This window comes from Thalassovita taeanensis (genome assembly GCF_900110775.1).
In the GTDB taxonomy this organism is placed as follows: domain Bacteria; phylum Pseudomonadota; class Alphaproteobacteria; order Rhodobacterales; family Rhodobacteraceae; genus Litorimicrobium; species Litorimicrobium taeanense.
Genome location: NZ_FOEP01000001.1, coordinates 491230 through 504482, shown reverse-complemented (window position 1 = coordinate 504482; position 13253 = coordinate 491230). Strand labels below are relative to the sequence as shown.

Annotated in this window: 14 protein-coding genes; 7 read left to right on the top strand and 7 right to left on the bottom strand. The window is 59.4% G+C overall.

Annotated features, from left to right (window positions below; all coding sequences use genetic code 11):
* Positions 1-7 precede the first annotated feature (7 nt).
* Positions 8-145, top strand: coding sequence for a hypothetical protein (locus tag BSF79_RS19685; RefSeq protein ID WP_175545236.1), 138 nt, complete (start codon positions 8-10; stop codon positions 143-145).
* A 54-nt stretch (positions 146-199) separates the two neighbouring features.
* Here the strand turns inward: BSF79_RS19685 and BSF79_RS02325 are convergent, their stop codons facing one another.
* Positions 200-718 (bottom strand): single-stranded DNA-binding protein, encoded by a 519-nt coding sequence (locus BSF79_RS02325; RefSeq protein ID WP_090267756.1) that lies wholly within the window; start codon positions 716-718, stop codon positions 200-202.
* A 225-nt stretch (positions 719-943) separates the two neighbouring features.
* On the opposite strand from BSF79_RS02325, the gene BSF79_RS02320 reads away from it, so the two are divergent.
* The 4 genes from BSF79_RS02320 to BSF79_RS02305 all read left to right on the top strand — a co-directional run bounded on the left by BSF79_RS02320 (position 944) and on the right by BSF79_RS02305 (position 3389).
* Positions 944-1483 (top strand): cytochrome b/b6 domain-containing protein, encoded by a 540-nt coding sequence (locus BSF79_RS02320; RefSeq protein ID WP_090267754.1) that lies wholly within the window; start codon positions 944-946, stop codon positions 1481-1483.
* Positions 1484-1518: 35 nt separating this feature from the next.
* Complete coding sequence (locus BSF79_RS02315) at positions 1519-2016, top strand: helix-turn-helix transcriptional regulator (RefSeq protein ID WP_245776292.1); 498 nt, start codon at positions 1519-1521, stop codon at positions 2014-2016.
* Positions 2017-2088: 72 nt separating this feature from the next.
* Complete coding sequence (locus tag BSF79_RS02310) at positions 2089-2676, top strand: lytic transglycosylase domain-containing protein (RefSeq protein WP_090267750.1); 588 nt, start codon at positions 2089-2091, stop codon at positions 2674-2676.
* A gap of 197 nt (positions 2677-2873) precedes the next feature.
* Positions 2874-3389 (top strand): hypothetical protein, encoded by a 516-nt coding sequence (locus tag BSF79_RS02305; RefSeq protein ID WP_090267748.1) that lies wholly within the window; start codon positions 2874-2876, stop codon positions 3387-3389.
* A gap of 57 nt (positions 3390-3446) precedes the next feature.
* Here the strand turns inward: BSF79_RS02305 and BSF79_RS02300 are convergent, their stop codons facing one another.
* The 6 genes from BSF79_RS02300 to miaA all read right to left on the bottom strand — a co-directional run bounded on the left by BSF79_RS02300 (position 3447) and on the right by miaA (position 11714).
* The gene (locus tag BSF79_RS02300) at positions 3447-5549 is read right to left on the bottom strand and encodes a dipeptide ABC transporter ATP-binding protein (protein WP_090267745.1); all 2103 of its coding nucleotides are present in this window, start codon (positions 5547-5549) and stop codon (positions 3447-3449) included.
* A gap of 97 nt (positions 5550-5646) precedes the next feature.
* Positions 5647-6819: an ABC transporter permease gene (locus BSF79_RS02295; RefSeq protein WP_090267743.1), complete on the bottom strand. Its 1173-nt coding sequence runs from the start codon at positions 6817-6819 to the stop codon at positions 5647-5649.
* 15 nt (positions 6820-6834) lie between these two features.
* Positions 6835-7887 carry an ABC transporter permease gene (locus BSF79_RS02290; RefSeq protein ID WP_090267740.1) on the bottom strand — a complete coding sequence of 351 codons (1053 nt, stop codon included), beginning with the start codon at positions 7885-7887 and terminating at the stop codon, positions 6835-6837.
* Between the two features lie 119 nt (positions 7888-8006).
* Positions 8007-9665: an ABC transporter substrate-binding protein gene (locus tag BSF79_RS02285; protein ID WP_090267890.1), complete on the bottom strand. Its 1659-nt coding sequence runs from the start codon at positions 9663-9665 to the stop codon at positions 8007-8009.
* A gap of 239 nt (positions 9666-9904) precedes the next feature.
* On the bottom strand, positions 9905-10618 hold the full coding sequence (locus BSF79_RS02280) for an AraC family transcriptional regulator (RefSeq protein WP_245776291.1): 714 nt from the start codon (positions 10616-10618) through the stop codon (positions 9905-9907).
* A 214-nt stretch (positions 10619-10832) separates the two neighbouring features.
* The gene (gene miaA, locus BSF79_RS02275) at positions 10833-11714 is read right to left on the bottom strand and encodes a tRNA (adenosine(37)-N6)-dimethylallyltransferase MiaA (protein ID WP_090267738.1); all 882 of its coding nucleotides are present in this window, start codon (positions 11712-11714) and stop codon (positions 10833-10835) included.
* Between the two features lie 216 nt (positions 11715-11930).
* On the opposite strand from miaA, the gene pyrH reads away from it, so the two are divergent.
* Together pyrH and frr are read left to right on the top strand one after the other, a co-directional pair.
* Entirely contained in the window at positions 11931-12620 is a 690-nt protein-coding gene (gene pyrH / locus BSF79_RS02270) for a UMP kinase (RefSeq protein ID WP_217650038.1), read from the top strand.
* A gap of 60 nt (positions 12621-12680) precedes the next feature.
* A complete protein-coding gene (gene frr / locus BSF79_RS02265) occupies positions 12681-13244 on the top strand; it encodes a ribosome recycling factor (protein ID WP_090267733.1) in 564 nt (187 codons plus the stop codon).
* The last annotated feature ends 9 nt before the right edge of the window (positions 13245-13253 follow it).

Below are 13253 nucleotides of genomic sequence, written 5' to 3'. Positions count from 1 at the left end.
TGGGGGCATGAAAAAGACCTCTTCCCCGATTTTCGGCGTAACCGCACCCGCACCGCGCCTGACGGCGCGGGCCGCATTGCTTCTGGCTGTGGGGCTGTCGCTGCCTGTGGCCTGTGTAATGTGGGCAATCGAGTGGGTCATGTAACGCCAAAGGCCGCCCGGATAAGGGCGGCCTTTGGTCTGTAAAATGGTATTGCGATCAGAATGGGATTTCGTCGTCGATATCGCGGGAAGGCGCACGACCGCCACCGCCCTGTGCGGGGCCGCTATCATATCCACCACCCGCGCCGCCGCTATAGTCATTCCCGTAATCGCCGCCATAGCCGCCGCCCTGACTGCCACCGCCCTGGCTACCGCCGCCTTCGCCGCGGCCATCCAGCATCACCAGTGTGCCGTCAAAGCCTTGCAGAACCACCTCGGTGGAATAGCGGTCAGCGCCGGACTGATCCTGCCATTTCCGGGTTTGCAGCTTGCCTTCGATATAGACCTTGGAGCCTTTGCGCAGATATTGCTCCGCCACTCGGACTAGACCTTCCTGAAAGATCGCAACCGAATGCCACTCGGTGCGCTCTTTGCGCTCGCCAGTGCTGCGGTCTTTCCAAGTTTCCGAGGTCGCGATGCGCAGGTTGCACACTTTGCCGCCATTCTGGAACGACCGCACTTCGGGGTCGCGGCCGAGATTGCCAACGAGTATTACTTTATTCACCGATCCGGCCATGTTTTTCTCCCGTCGAGTCGTGATTTTTCACGGTTACACCACCCCAGCGCGCTGAAGGGAAGGCAAACTTTGCGTAAATAGATCGGCAACCCGCCTAAACCGCAGTTATAGGCCCCGGATTTCGCCATCATTGCTACCGCTGATCAATGTCCCTTTGTCACGGCTCTGTCACAGGGTGCCCGCAGATCAGGTGGCGCAAATGCTGGCGCGCAAGGAGACAGGACAATGCGGAAAGAAAAGATATGGGACCCGGTTGTGCGGGTGTTCCATTGGGCACTGGCAGCTGGGATTCTGGCAAACGGGCTGTTTGTGGATGATGAAAGCCAGCTCCATATCACGCTGGGATATGGCGTGGTGATGCTGGTGCTGCTGCGGATCCTGTGGGGGTTCACCGGCAGCAAACACGCGCGGTTTTCCGACTTTCCGCCCAGTATTGAACAGGCGATGGCCCAGCTGTCGCACATGGCGACAGGGCGCGGGCGGATATACCGGGGGCATACGCCGCTGGGGGCGCTGATGATGTATAATATGCTGGTCACGGTGCTGTTGATCGGGGCAAGCGGATATATGATGACGACAGCGATGTTTCGCAGCTCGGGCTGGGTGGAAGAGGCACATGAAACCTTCGTGATCTGGATGGGGTTTTCGATTTTGGTGCATGTGGGCGCGGCCATCTTGGAAAGTCGACGTTCGGGCGTTAACTTGCCGCTGGCGATGGTGACTGGCACCAAAACCTTTCCAGGGCACGAAGTGGACAAATATTGACGACCCCAGAAACTCAGAAAAGGCAGGGCCTTATTTTGGCCATCCTGATCTTGGTGCAAAGCTTTGCCGCAGTGTTTTTCCTGAGTGACACGATTGCCGATTTCTGGACTGAAGGTTTTGTCACAGACCCGGATGATCATATGTTTCTGGAAACAGTGGCTTCGCTGTCTCTGGTCGTCTCGGTTCTGTTCGAGGTGCGGTATCTGATGCAGATGCTGCGGCGCCAGGCGCACATGAGCCGTGGGCTGAGCATTGCCACAGGCGCGCTGCACGATTTGATGGAAAGCTTTTTTCGCGATTGGAGGCTGACCCCCGCTGAGCAGGACGTTGCGATGTTCGTGATCAAAGGCATGTCGATCTCGGATATCGCCCAATTGCGCGGTTCGGCTGAGGGAACGGTCAAGGCTCATCTGAACGCGATTTACCGCAAAGCCGACGTGTCTGGGCGGGGTGAACTGGTAAGCTTGCTGATCGAGGATCTGATGGCGCAGCCCTTGGTGGTCCCTGCAGGGGATGGGCAAAGCCCCGCCTGAGCGCGCAATCCGGGCTGGAATCGGAGAGAATTTCGGCTATGGTGCACGCAACGAAATGGCCGGGGCGGCAGGATGCGTGGATTTGCAGTGGCAGCGGTTGCTTTTGGGCTGGCCTTCGGGGGCAGTGCTCAGGCCGACATTCTCTCCTCAAAGTCGCGCAACAAGCTGTTCCACTCCCAAACCAAGGTTTTGGACACCCGCGCCGCCAGCCAGTATAAATCTTCGGTCCGGTTGCAGCCTGCTGCGGTGAACACTCCTACGAAATGGGGCACGCCGAGCGGGTATAAGGGGAAATATCGCGGCCCTTATCTGGAGATGGCGCGCGCAGCGGCGCGGCGGCACGGGGTGCCTCAGGATCTGTTCTTGCGGCTGGTGCAGCAAGAATCCGGCTTCAACGCCAAGGCGCGATCACACAAGGGCGCCTTGGGGCTGGCGCAATTGATGCCCGGCACGGCGCAGCGGCTGGGGGTTGACCCGCACGATCCAGAACAAAATCTGGATGGTGGTGCGAAGTATCTGGCGCAGCAGTATAGGACCTTCGGGTCGTGGCGGCTGGCGTTGGCGGCATACAATGCTGGTCCCGGCGCGGTGCGCAAGCATGGTGGCGTGCCGCCCTATGCCGAAACGCGCAACTATGTTCTGGTGATCTGGGGCAGCTAGGCCACGGTCTGGCGCATGAACGCCACAGGCTTTCGTCGGTTTTGAGTGTAAAAAAATACATTAAAATCAGCAGCTTGGATTATATTTTTGTCAGGGATCTGAGTTTCGCCGGAACCAATTGCGGTTTCACCCGGTTGTGTCTTCATACAGAGCGTGGCGCTTGTGCCGTGCCTGACCCAATCGAAGGAAACTGATCCATGATGAAGAAAACCATGACTGCGCTTGGCCTTGTGATGGCCCTTTCAACGACCGCTCAGGCCGCCCAGCTTCCGGTGGTTGATGTTGTCGTGACCTCTGAAATCGATGGCATCGAAAACGCCAATGCCATGCAATACTGGCCCGAGATCGAGGGTGATCTTGAATCCGCGATCGAAAAAGAGCTGACCAACATGGTCGAGGTGAACGGCTTTATCGTCGACGTGTTCATTCAGGAGGTCCGCCTGAACGATTCGCCGGTTCTGACCGATGACGGGCGGTTCAACTACATTGCCGGCTATATCGATGTGTACGAAAAGAACGAGAACGTGCCGCATCACACACTGCCGTTGATCCTGAAGGCCTATGAGGACGATACGCCCCAAGACGGCGTAATCTATGTCAGCCCCGATGTGGAAGACTTTTACGGCGCACTTCTGACGACCTTCGCCGAGAAAACGGCGACGTATCTGGACGAGTTGCCGGAAACCACCCCGGCGGATGAAACCAGCAAATAACAGGCATTGCCTGATGACGATTCGGCCCCTGTTCTGCGGAACGGGGGCCGTTTGCGTTTATGCCGTTTGCGGTTCTTCGGCGGCGGCGGTGCTTATCACCGGCAGCATGCGGGCCAGAATATCGCTTGCGAGGTGGCATTTGACCTGATGGTGGTCGCCAAGGTCGCGCATCGGTGGCACCTCGGTATCACACAGCCCCCCCGGCACCTGCGATTTCCAACGGCAGCGGGTCTGAAACGGGCAACCCGGCGGCGGGTTCATCGCTGAAGGGATATCACCATCCAGCACGATACGCTCTTTCTTGACCTTGGTGTCGGCGATGGGCACGGCGGACAACAGTGCCTCGGTATAGGGGTGATAGGGCGGGGCAAAGACCTGATCCGTTGTTCCCAGTTCGACCACATGGCCAAGGTACATTACCATCACCCGGTCGCTCAGATAGCGCACGATGCTCAGGTCATGACTGATGAACAAAAGCGTGGTTTTCTGGGTCCGTTGGATTTCCATCAACAGATCGGTCACAGCTGCCTGCACCGAGACGTCCAAGGCAGAAACAGGCTCATCCGCGACCACGATCCGGGCGTCGCCAGCAAAGGCGCGGGCAATGCCGACACGCTGCTTCTGCCCGCCAGACAGTTGTCGCGGCATCCGATTGGCAAAATCGCGCGGCAGTTTGACCAGATCCAGCAGCTCCAGCATCCGGGTTCGGCGCTCGGCCTCGGATGTGCCGATGCCGAAAATTTCCAGTGCGCGAATGATCTGTCGGCCCACCGTCATCGACGGATTCAGCGTGTCAAACGGGTTCTGGAACACCATTTGTACATCGGCCACGGTTTTGGTGTCGCGCTGTTGGATCGGGATCTGTTCGATCGATTTTCCATCCAGCAGGATTTCGCCATCGGTGGCGGTTTCCAGCCCCATCAGCACCTTGGCCAAGGTCGATTTCCCGCAGCCGCTTTCACCGACAATCGCCAGAGTCTCGCTTTCGCGGGCCTCGAAACTGAGGGTTTCATTGGCTTTGACCACCTTTTTGGCACCTGAGGAAAACAGCGCGCTCGCGGCCACTTCATAGTATTTCTTCAGGTTGTCGATCTTCAGAACGACCTTGCCGATCTCGGCCTTTTCCTTGACCTCGGCCAGCTCTGGGGGCGCTCTCCAGTCGATCTCTTTCCACCTCAGGCAGCGGGTTTCGTGGCTGGCCTCGGGGTCAATCGGATCCATGAATATATGGCCCTGATCACAGACCCCTTGCTGAAAGTAATCACAGCGCGGGCCAAAATTGCAGCCCGTAGGGCGCTCGTGCGGCAAAGGGAAATTTCCGGGGATCGCGACCAGAGGGTGCGCGTTTTTATCGGCGCCGGGCAGGGGGATCGAGCGGAACAACGCCTGCGTATAGGGGTGGCGCATCTTGTCGAACACGTCTTCGATGCTGCCACGTTCCACAGCCTCGCCGGAATACATCACACAGATCCGGTCGCAGGTTTCCAGAACCAGCCCAAGGTTATGCGAGATGAACAGCATGGAGGTGCCGTATTTGCGGCCCAGATCCTTGACCAGGTCAACAATCGCCGCCTCAACCGTCACATCCAACGCCGTGGTCGGCTCGTCGAGGATCAACAGGGATGGCTTTGACATCAGCGCCATGGCGATCACGATACGCTGCTGCTGCCCACCCGATAGCTGGTGCGGATAGGACCTTAGGATACGCTCGGGGTCGGGCAGCTTCACATCCATGACCACCTGAAGGGCACGTTCGCGCGCTTCGGTTTCGGAAATGCCCTCGTGGATCATCGGCACTTCCATCAGCTGCTGGCCGATTTTCATTGCCGGGTTCAGGCTGGCCATCGGTTCCTGATAGATCATCGCGATCTCATTTCCACGCACATCGCGCAGCTCTTCGGCGGTTAGCTCTGACAGGTCACGGCCCTTGAACTTGATCGAGCCACCAACGACGCGGCCGTTCTTGCCAAGATCCTGCATCACCCCCAGCGCGACGGTGGACTTTCCACAACCAGACTCGCCCACCAGCCCGACCGCTTCGCCGGGTTGCACCGTGACCGAAAAATCCATCACCGCCGGGATTTCACGCAGCCGGGTGAAGAACGAGATTGAAAGCTTGTCGATCTCAAGGATTGGTCCGTCGTGATCCCATTTTGCCATTCTCGTCTCTCCTCAGGGGCGGGTCATTTGGACCAATCCCGTTTCATCTTGCCAACAATGCTCCGGGGCGGGGGATGATCCCCGCCGCAGTCCGGAATCAGTCCTTCAGGCTTTCTTCACGCAGCCCATCCGCCAGCAGGTTCAGCCCCAGCACCAGGCTGAGCAATGCCAGTGCGGGCGGCAGGGCGGGGTGCAGATAGATCGACAGCAGCTTGCGCCCTTCGTTGATCGTCGATCCCCAATCGGGGCTTTCCGAGCTGAGCCCGAGGCCGAAGAAGCCCAATGTGCCCAGCAGAATGGTGGTATAGCCGATCCGAAGGCAGAAATCGACGATCAGCGGCCCGCGGGCGTTGGGAAGGATCTCCCACAGCATGATATACCAAGGGCCTTCGCCGCGGGTCTGGGCGGCGGCGACGTAATCGCGGGTTTTGATATCCATCGCCAGACCCCGCACGATGCGGAACACCGTGGGCGAGTTGACGAAAACGACCGAAACAAACACCACCAACAGGTTGGGCGGCATCGAAATCAGCCCCAGCGGATCGGCGTTCCAGGCAATGCCCAGATACAGCCACAGCCCCAACACCAGCGTGATCCCCAGATAGAGGTTGCGCTTGGACGGTTGAGTATGGAACCGCGCGTTGAACAGGATCACCAGAAATACGATCGGGAACATGAACAACACGCCCGCCATATAGACCGGAATGCCGGTCGCCACGATCTCCGGCGTGACCAGAAGATAGAACAGCAGGATCACCGGGAAGGCGAGGATCAGGTTGGCGAGGAACGACAGGAAGGTATCCAGTTTACCGCCGTAATACCCCGCCGGCAGGCCTAGGGTGATCCCGACCATAAAGGCAAACAGCGTGGCGAAGGGGGCGATCTTGATCACCTCCCATGCGCCGACGATGACACGGGAAAACACGTCACGCGCCAAGTTGTCGCCACCCATTAGATAATAGGGATATTCCCCTGCCTCGGCCCCGTTAAGCGGCGTACCGGGCACTTTGTTTTTCATGCCCGAAACCTGCGACAGCACGTCATGCGTGGTGATCAAGTCAAAACCGCCGCCGAAGACCCCGGCAAAGACCCAAAACATCACCAGCGCAAAGCCGGTCATGCCAATGGGGCTGTCAAACAGTTTGCCATAAAGACCCAGGCGCCGCTTGAAGCGGATCGACAGGGCGAAGGTGGCGAACAGCGCGGCCCAAACGGGCCAAAGCTGCGTCAGGATACGTGTGGTGATTTCGATCCAACCGATGGGTTCCATGTCTGTGCCCCTTCCTTAGCTGACGCTGATCCGGGGGTTCAGCCAGACATAGCCGATATCGGAAATCAGCTGAGTGACCAGAACCACGATGACAGACACGACTGAAACACCCAGCAGAAGCTCGATGTCGTTGTTGCTGGCTGCTTGCACCAGCGTCCAGCCGAAGCCTTTGTAATTGAACAGGGTTTCCACAATGACCACGCCGTTCAGCAACCATGGGAATTGTAGCATGATGACCGTGAAGGGGGCGATCAGCGCATTGCGCAGCGCATGTTTGACCACGATGTTGCGGAAACTCACACCTTTCAGCCGGGCGGTACGGATATACTGCGCCGTCATTACCTCGGCCATCGAGGCGCGGGTCATACGTGCGATATAGCCCATACCGTAAAGCGCAATGGTCAGCACCGGCAGGAAGAAGTTTTCAAACGTGGCGTCTTTCATAGCGCCGGTGGCTGTGCCCTTGAACCATTTCAATCCGACAGAAGACGAGGCGAAAACCGCGATCAGGATCACGCCCGACACATATTCCGGCGTCGCCGTCGACAGGATCGAGAAGGTGGAAAGGGTGCGGTCGGTGCGCGACCCTTCGCGCATGCCTGCCAGCACCCCGATGATAAGCGCCGAAGGCACCATCAGCACCATCACCCAGAACATCAGCTTGGCCGTCAGCCCCAGACGTTCGCCGATGATCGAGGCGACATCGGTTTTGAAAACCGTCGATACCCCCCAATCCCCCTGAAGGATGCCGCAGAACTGGCGCGCGTCAGCGGCTTGTGCCGGGGTCACTATGCCGTCGATACAGCGCCCGGTGACGCCGTCAGGAGTTTCCAGTGTCCAGCCCGGCAAGGCGCCCAGCCACTGGCCGTATTTAATCGGCGTCGGCTGCATATAGCCTTCTTTGCGCAGATAGCTTTCGACCTGTTCGTCGCTCATCCGGAAGTTGCCCTGGGTTTTGGCCAGTTTTTCCAGATTCGGATACAGGTTCGTCAGAAAGAAGACGATGAATGTTAGGCAAAGCGCCGTGAGGATCATCACCCCAAGACGGCGCAGGAAAAACAGTCCCATGTGTGCCCCTGTCGGTCAGGCTATGGCGGATCTATTGGCGATCCGTCCTTATTGGCGGCCAGTCAGGTTGGCCCTGAGGGCGCCGCGCCCCGAAAAGGGCGCGGCAAGAAGGGCGCGGATCAGGCCGCGAGACCCCATTTGTAGTGGTGATGTTCGAATGCGATATGCATGTCTGCGCCCATCACGCCTTCGCGCATGTGGCGATACAGCGAGCGCCAGTACGGTTGAACCGTGACGCCTTCGGACTGGATCAGCTGTTCCAGCTTGGCGGCGACCTCGCGGCGTTTGTCGACATCGGCGATCGACAGCGCCTGTTTCAACAGGGCGTCGAATTCTGGGTTCGACCAGCCGAACTCGTTCCATGCTTGACCCGAAGCATAGGCCAGCGCCCAGATCTGTACCGCAAGGGGGCGGTGGTTCCAGTTGGTCGAGCTGAACGGATATTTGGTCCAGTCATTCCAGAAGGTCGAGCCGGGCAGGATGGTGCGTTTGACCTTGAAGCCCGCGTCACGCATCTGCGCGGCGACGGCGTCGGTGGTGTTCTTGCGCCAATCATCGTCGATCGAGATGATCTCGTGCTCGAACTCCAGCATCCCTGCCTCTTCCATCAGCGCCTTGGCGGCTGCGGGATCGTGCTTGAGCGGGGGAAGCTTCGCATATTCCGGGTGCACCGGTGCGGCGTGGTGGTTTTCGGCCACTTTGCCGCGATTGCCGTACCCAAGCTCAAGGCAGATCGCATTGTCCACTGCCATGTTGATGGCCTGACGGACGCGGACGTCGGCATAGGGTGTCTTGCCGTCGACGACAGCCAACTGATTGGGGCGGATCACCAGCGTGGCGCCGGTCACGACCTCGGACTTCACCAGACCCAGACCATCCATGATGTCGATGAATTCGCCCACGGATTCGTGCAGCATATCGACTTCTTCGGATTCCAGCGCCGCCAGCCAAGCCGAGCTGTCAGTGCCGAAGTCGATATATTCGATCCGGTCCAGATACGGCCCGCCATAGACCTCGGTGCCCCACCATGCGTGATCGGCGTTCTTGACCAGCGTGCATTTCACGCCGACCTCAAGCTCTTCGATCGTGTAGGGACCGGTTCCGACGTTTTGGATCGCAGCGGCATCATAGCTGCTGTGGGTGATGGCAGCGGGGTAATCGGACATGCCGGGGATGATCGAAATGTCCGGCTGCGGCAGTTTCAGCATCACGGTGTGAGGGTCGACAACGGTGATTGCACCTTCAAGTGCTGCGCCGGTGGCTTCGTCCATCAGCGTGCCCATGCGCCCGGTCATCGAGTTGCCTTCGACTGATTTGTCGCACCAAGCGGTGATGTTGCGGACCACATCGTCGGCGGTGAAATCATCACCGTTGTTCCACTTGACGCCCTTGCGCACATGCAGGGTGTATTCGGTGGCGTCTTCGTTGACGTCCCAGCCCTCAAGCAACATGCCGCGGAAGGAACCATCGTTGTTGTATTCGACCAGATATTCCAGCGTGCCGCGGGTCTGGTTGGCAATCTCGGACCAGTCGGCGGTGCGGGTGTCTTTCAGCGCACGCACGCTCATCTGTACACGCAGTGTGCCGCCCATGGCAGGGCTGCCATGCGACGCGGCCTGCGCCGGGGCGCCCAGCCCGCCCAAGGAATACGCGGTGGTTGCGGCAACACCCAGTGCGGTGGCGCGGGCCAGAAATTCGCGGCGGTCCAGTTTGCCTGCCTTGAATTCCTCGGCGTACATGTGCGCAGCGCTATGAATGGATTTGGTGGGTTTCGTCATCATGTTCTCCCTGTGAGACATCCCGTTAGATTTGTCGGGTTCGGCACCCCAAGCAGCGGGGCGGTTGTTGGTCACGGGCCATTGTGTGATCCGGTAAGTGATCTGGCCTTCTGCCCGGCATTCGGCACGAGTTTTTCCCGTGCGTCAACGCGTGGTTTCGTCATATGCGGGTCTGAAAGCGACATTGCCCCTAATCAAAAGCGACATTGGGCCGCTGTGCAACCCCTAAACCAATTTATTCAACGGGATGTGACGGTGGAGGGAACTGCTTTTTTGCGCAGGGCGCTGGGAGAGGAGCCGGTGTGATGCTGGACAAAACGCGAAAAATAGGCGGCGCTGCCAAAGCCCAGAGCCTCGCCAATATCTTTCAGCGGCAGGTCTGTGGTTTCGATCATGTCGCGAGCGGCGCAGAGGCTGCGCAGGGTCAGCAGGTCGGCCGCAGTCATGCCGCAGCAGTCTTTGCAAGACCGGGTCAGGTGAGTGGGCGTGACCCCCAGCATGGTCGCATAGTCAGCCATAGGCTTGCCACTGCGGTAGTCGCGACTGACCAGAGCACAGAAGGCCGCGACAAGGCGATGCGCGGCTGTGGGGCGCTTGTCTTCGGATTGATCCGCAGGTTGAAGGCCAAGCTGACGCCGAAGGCAGACCGCAAGCAGGATGGCATGGGCGGTGACGGCATGGTGCCGGAACGGGCGGGCCGTAGAGATTTCCCGCTGGAGCGTGTCCAGCCGCCCGGTGATTTCAGCCTGCGCCTGAACATCGCGAACCCGGAGCAGAACCGCATCCTCGGGCAAGGGAAGGCCATGATTCAGCGGGATCTGAACAGCAAGACCAAAGCCGGTTTTGCCAAGATCGAGGGAAAATAATGTGCCTGCGGGGATGAAGATGGCATTATGTGGGCCAATACCACGGCGCAGCCCCTGAAGCATGGCGCGGCCTTGACCCCTTGTCACCCAAAGCAGCAGATGACACGCGCGATCATGCGGCAGGCCCAGTCGCCAAGTGGTACCCCGCGCGAGTTGCGCAAGGCTTTGTACTGTGATCGGAGGCGAGGCGGTATCGGGCACAGTCTTTTCTGAAAATGAGTAAAAGTCAGGACTCAAGAGGTAGCCCGTCCCTGAGTAGTGGCACCAATCATTGAAAATTGTAAAGCCGTTGCGGCCGGTTTTAGCTAATTTCAGGCTGGAATTTCTGCCAGCTTCGCATTTTTGACCGAAACCAGGTGCGCTGTCTTTTGGCGAATTGTCGCGTGGCGATGGTGGCGGTCTCGCGGGCGGTTTCAAGGCTGATTTCGCCGCGCAGATGGGCGATCAGTTCGGGGGCGCCGATGGCTTTGGACGACAGGCGCGCCGGATCCCAATCGGGCAAATTGGCGCGCGCCTCGTCCAGCGCGCCCTGATCAAGCATCTGATCGAAGCGGCGGGAAATGCGGGCATTCAACCAGTCTTTGTCGACGTCAAACAGTATCGGTATTACGTCGGTATTACGTAGGTATGGCGTCGGTGTTTCAGCCTGCCAAGCGGCCAGACCGCGCCCGGTGCTGCGCAGCACTTCCCAAGCGCGCTGCACCCGCATCGGGTTGAGCGGATCAACACGGGCGCGGGTGGCTTCATCAAGTTCGGCCAGCAGCGGGGCGTGACCTTCGGCCAGAATGCGGGCGTCGGCCTCGGCCCGGATCGCGGGTGGCGTGGCGGGGATCTCGGCCAGACCTTCGGTGAGCGCGGTGAAGTACAGCCCGGTGCCGCCGACGATGATCGGGCGCGGACCGTCGCGCAGCAGCGGCGCCACCTCGCGCAGCCAATGGCCGACCGAATAAGCCGCGTCGCCCGGCACATGGCCGTAAAGCAGATGCGGCACCTGGGATTCGTCCTGAGGGCTGGGGCGGGCGGTCAGGGTGCGCCAGTTGTCATAGACCTGAATCGCATCGGCGTTGATGATCACGCCGCCTTGTTCGCGCGCAATTCGCAGCGCCAAAGCGGATTTGCCCGAGGCGGTGGGGCCGGCAATCAGCACCGGCAGGTCAGAAGGGATGGTTTGAAGGTCCAGCATTCAGGCCACATAGTCCGATTTCAGCAATGTTTCGAGGGCGAACAGGCGGAATTTGTCTTCGGGGCCGTTCTCGGATTGAACCCGGCGACGTTTTCCGACATTTTGCGCGCGATCCGACCCCCTGCCAATTTGGAGCGCGCCATGGCCGATGATGCCCACACACCAACTTCACCGGATACGGCGGATTTGCCCTCACAGACCAGATTTCACCGCGTGATGCTGAAAATCTCGGGCGAGGCCCTGATGGGGCCGCAGGGATTCGGGCTGCATCCGCCCACCGTCGAACGGATCGCCCGCGAGGTGAAGACCGTGCACGACATGGGCGTCGAAATCTGCATGGTGATCGGCGGCGGCAACATTTTCCGCGGTCTGCAAGGCAGCGCCCAAGGGATGGAGCGCACGACCGCAGATTACATGGGGATGCTGGCCACAGTGATGAACGCGCTGGGGATGCAGGCCGCGTTGGAGCAGATCGGGGTGTTTACCCGTGTGATCAGCGCGATCCCGATGGATCAGGTCTGCGAGCCCTATATCCGCCGCCGCGCCGTTCGGCACCTTGAAAAAAAGCGCGTGGTGATCTTTGCGGCGGGCACCGGCAACCCCTATTTCACTACGGATACCGCCGCCACATTGCGCGCAAATGAGATGGCCTGTCAGGCGATTTTCAAGGGCACCAAGGTGGATGGGGTTTACGACAAGGACCCGGTGAAATTCCCCGATGCCAAGCGGTTCGACAAGGTTACCTATGATGAGGTGCTGGCGCAGCATCTGGGGGTGATGGATGCCAGCGCGATTGCTTTGGCACGCGACAACAACCTGCCGATCATCGTGTTCTCGCTGGACGAACCGGGCGGTCTCCGGGGCATTCTGGCCGGGGAAGGCACCTATACAACCGTTCACAGTTGACGCTAGATTGGCCCGGCCCCGTATCGTGGGGCGCCGGGCCACGCAGCAAGGAAAGAAGACATGTCAGAAGAAATCGAGATTGATACCGACGATCTGCAGCGCCGCATGGAAGGCGCGATGGGGGCACTGAAGACCGAATTCGCCTCGCTGCGCACCGGGCGGGCCTCGGCCTCGATGCTGGAGCCGATCATGGTTGAAGCCTATGGTCAGAAGACGCCGATCAACCAGGTCGGCACGATCAACGTGCCGGAATCGCGCATGGTCACAATCAACGTCTGGGATAAGTCGATGGTGGGTGCTGTCGAGAAGTCCATTCGGAACAGCGGTTTGGGGATCAATCCTCAGCTGAACGGCACGATCATCATGCTGCCGATCCCCGAGTTGAACGAAGAGCGCCGCCGCGATCTGACGCGCGTTGCCGCGCAATATGCCGAGCACGCCCGCGTGGCGATCCGCAATGTGCGCCGCGACGGGATGGATCAGATCAAGAAGGCCAAGGCGGACGGCATGTCGGAAGATGACCAGAAGTTCTGGGAAACCGAAGTACAGGCTTTGACGGACAAGTTCACCGGCCTGGTGGATACGGCGCTTGAGAGCAAGCAAGCCGAGATCATGCAAGTCTGACCCGGAAAG